Raw genomic sequence first — 2,703 nt, 5'->3', positions numbered from 1 at the left:
CTCGCGATGGTGTGTCAGTCGGCACTGTTGTGACTGACACACCATCGCGAGCAAGCTCGCTCCTACATGGTGCTCGACACAAACAGCGCGCACCAAATAGACGCAAAACCCTTCGACACCTCTGCACTTCCGACAGCCTTTTCCTACACTTCCCACGATTGGCAAGCCCCTTGCTCTAGCCTGACTATTGTTCATTGCTGGAAGCTTTCCGATGCTGGTGATTCATCGCAGAATCGACCCTCAACCCGTCTGGGCCGCCGAGTTGCACCTGACCTTCGAAGCCCGGAGCAAAAGCCGCCTGCGCTGTTTCAGTGCCGACGGTGAAGACGTCGGACTGTTTCTGGAGCGCGGCCAGTCGCCGCTGCATGATGGCGAATACCTGCAAGCCGAAGACGGACGTGTCGTGCGCGTCTGCGCCTATCCCGAGCAATTGCTGCATGTCACCTGCGCCAACGCCTTCGAACTGACCCGGGCGGCTTATCACCTGGGCAATCGCCACGTCGCCTTGCAAGTCGGCGATGGCTGGTTGCGCCTGCTCGACGATTACGTGCTCAAGGCCATGCTCGAGCAACTGGGTGCCCGCATCGAACACATCGAAGCGCCATTCCAGCCGGAACACGGTGCGTATGGCGGCGGCCATCACCATTCGCGGCACGGCGACGAAGACTTCAACTACCCGCCGAAACTGCACCAGTTCGGCGTGCGCCTGTGAACCCGGCCTGGGCGCTGCTGCGCCTGGCCAGCCCGCAGCTGCCCATCGGCGGCTACAGCTATTCCCAAGGCCTGGAAATGGCGGTGGAAAACGGCCGGGTCCATGACGCTGACAGCGCACGACGCTGGATCAGCGACCAGTTGCTGCTGAACCTCGCGCGTTTCGAGGCGCCGTTGCTGCTCGCCCATTGCGTGGCCGCCGCCGATGAACACTGGGGCGACTTACTGCAGCGCTGCGAAGAACACCGCGCCAGCCGGGAAACCCGTGAATTGCATCAGGAGAGCCGGCAGATGGGCTACTCCTTGCAGCAACTGCTTAATGGTTTGCCGGAACTCGATGCACCAGCCCGCGCCTTTCTCGATCAACGCCCCGAACCGCACTTGGCCCTCGGCTGGGCGCTGGCGGCTCGCGCCTGGCACATCAGCCCCCAGGATGCCTTGGCGGCATGGCTCTGGAGCTGGCTGGAAAACCAATTGGCCGTGCTGATGAAAACCTTGCCGCTGGGCCAGCAAGCCGCGCAACGCCTGACCAGCCAACTGCTGCCCTTATTGCAAGAAGCCCAGCAGAACGCGACCCGACTCAACCCCGACCACTTTGGCAGTGCCACTTTTGGCCTGTCCTTGGCGTGCATGGCCCATGAGCGCCAGTACAGCCGCCTGTTCCGTTCCTAGGCCCCTTATTTCGGAGAATCACATGAACACACAACCTCTGCGCGTCGGCATCGGCGGCCCGGTCGGCTCCGGCAAAACCGCGTTGACCCTGGCCCTGTGCCTGGCCCTGCGCGACCGCTACAACCTGGCCGTCGTGACCAACGACATCTACACCCGCGAAGACGCCGACTTTCTGGTGCGCAACGAAGCACTGGCACCGGAGCGGATCATCGGCGTCGAAACCGGGGGCTGCCCGCACACCGCGATCCGCGAAGACGCCTCGATCAACCTCGAAGCCGTGGACCAGCTGAACCGGCGCTTTCCGGGGCTGGACCTGATTCTGGTGGAGTCCGGCGGCGATAACCTGTCTGCGACTTTCAGCCCGGAGCTGTCCGACCTGACGATCTACGTGATCGACGTCTCGGCCGGCGACAAGCTGCCGCGCAAGGGCGGCCCCGGCATCTGCAAATCCGATTTGCTGGTGATCAACAAAGTCGACCTCGCGCCGTTGGTGGGGGCATCGCTTTCGCTGATGGACAGCGATACCCAACGCATGCGCAACGGCAAGCCGTTTGTGTTCAGCAACCAGAAAACCGGGCTGGGGCTGGAAGAAATAATCGCCTTCATCGAACGCCAGGGCTTGCTGACGGCGGCTTGATATCGATCCATTTTCAACAACAAGGAAGCTTTTCCATGACACTCAAACGCATTCTGGGCGCCCTGGCCCTGCTGCTGACCCCAGCCATCGCCTTCGCGCACCCGGGTCATGGCGACAACGGTTTGATCGCCGGCATCAGCCACCCGATCGGCGGCCTCGATCATTTGCTGGCGATGGTTGCCGTGGGGCTTTGGGCGGCGCAGCAGCAAGGCTCGGCGCGCTGGGCGCTGCCTTGCACGTTCGTCGGCACGATGCTGCTCGGCGGGGTGCTGGGGTTTGAAGGACTGAACCTGCCCGCGCTGGAAGGCGGGATTGCCGCGTCGGTGTTGGCGCTGGGTCTGGCGGTCGCGCTCGCGGTGCGCCCACCGTTGAGTCTGGCGATGGGTGCCACGGCATTGTTTGCGTTGTTCCACGGTGTTGCGCATGGCCTGGAACTGCCGGAGATGTCGAGCCCTTGGGCCTATGCCGCAGGGTTTGTGGCGGCGACGGCGGTGTTGCACGCGGCGGGTTATGCGGTGGTTCGCGTGTTGCCACAGGCCGCGGCGCCGTTGGTTCGGTTGGCGGGTGCGGCTTCGGCGGCGACCGGAGTTTGGTTGTTGGCGGGTTGATTTTGTGTTGCCTGTGATGGCCTCATCGCCGGCAAGCCGGTCTCGCTCCCACATTTATCCTGTGTTCACAGCTCT

4 protein-coding genes are annotated in these 2,703 nt (G+C 63.1%); all 4 read left to right on the top strand.

Annotated features, from left to right (window positions below; genetic code table 11):
* Positions 1–211: 211 nt before the first annotated feature.
* The 4 genes from ureE to EJA72_RS05800 are packed head-to-tail and all read left to right on the top strand — an operon-like array spanning position 212 to position 2,628.
* Positions 212–712, top strand: coding sequence for an urease accessory protein UreE (gene ureE / locus EJA72_RS05815; protein ID WP_157710558.1), 501 nt, complete (start codon positions 212–214; stop codon positions 710–712).
* Positions 709–1,383, top strand: coding sequence for an urease accessory protein UreF (locus tag EJA72_RS05810; RefSeq protein WP_178129088.1), 675 nt, complete (start codon positions 709–711; stop codon positions 1,381–1,383). Before ureE ends, EJA72_RS05810 begins: the two co-directional genes overlap by 4 nt.
* Positions 1,384–1,405: 22 nt before the next feature.
* Positions 1,406–2,020 (top strand): urease accessory protein UreG, encoded by a 615-nt coding sequence (gene ureG, locus EJA72_RS05805; protein WP_157710557.1) that lies wholly within the window; start codon positions 1,406–1,408, stop codon positions 2,018–2,020.
* 35 nt (positions 2,021–2,055) lie between these two features.
* Complete coding sequence (locus EJA72_RS05800; protein ID WP_157710556.1) at positions 2,056–2,628, top strand: HupE/UreJ family protein; 573 nt, start codon at positions 2,056–2,058, stop codon at positions 2,626–2,628.
* The last annotated feature ends 75 nt before the right edge of the window (positions 2,629–2,703 follow it).

The organism is Pseudomonas sp. PB120, assembly GCF_009761815.1.
Lineage (GTDB): Bacteria > Pseudomonadota > Gammaproteobacteria > Pseudomonadales > Pseudomonadaceae > Aquipseudomonas.
The sequence above is the reverse complement of the archived record's forward strand: the minus strand, read 5'-3'. Positions and strand labels throughout refer to the sequence as shown.

What these genes read in the sequence shown, in the direction of transcription:
- ureE (WP_157710558.1), top strand. Translation starts at nt 212, where the DNA reads ATGCTGGTGATTCATCGCAGAATCGACCCTCAACCCGTCTGGGCCGCC.
- ureG (WP_157710557.1), top strand. Translation starts at nt 1,406, where the DNA reads ATGAACACACAACCTCTGCGCGTCGGCATCGGCGGCCCGGTCGGCTCC.
- EJA72_RS05800 (WP_157710556.1), top strand. Translation starts at nt 2,056, where the DNA reads ATGACACTCAAACGCATTCTGGGCGCCCTGGCCCTGCTGCTGACCCCA.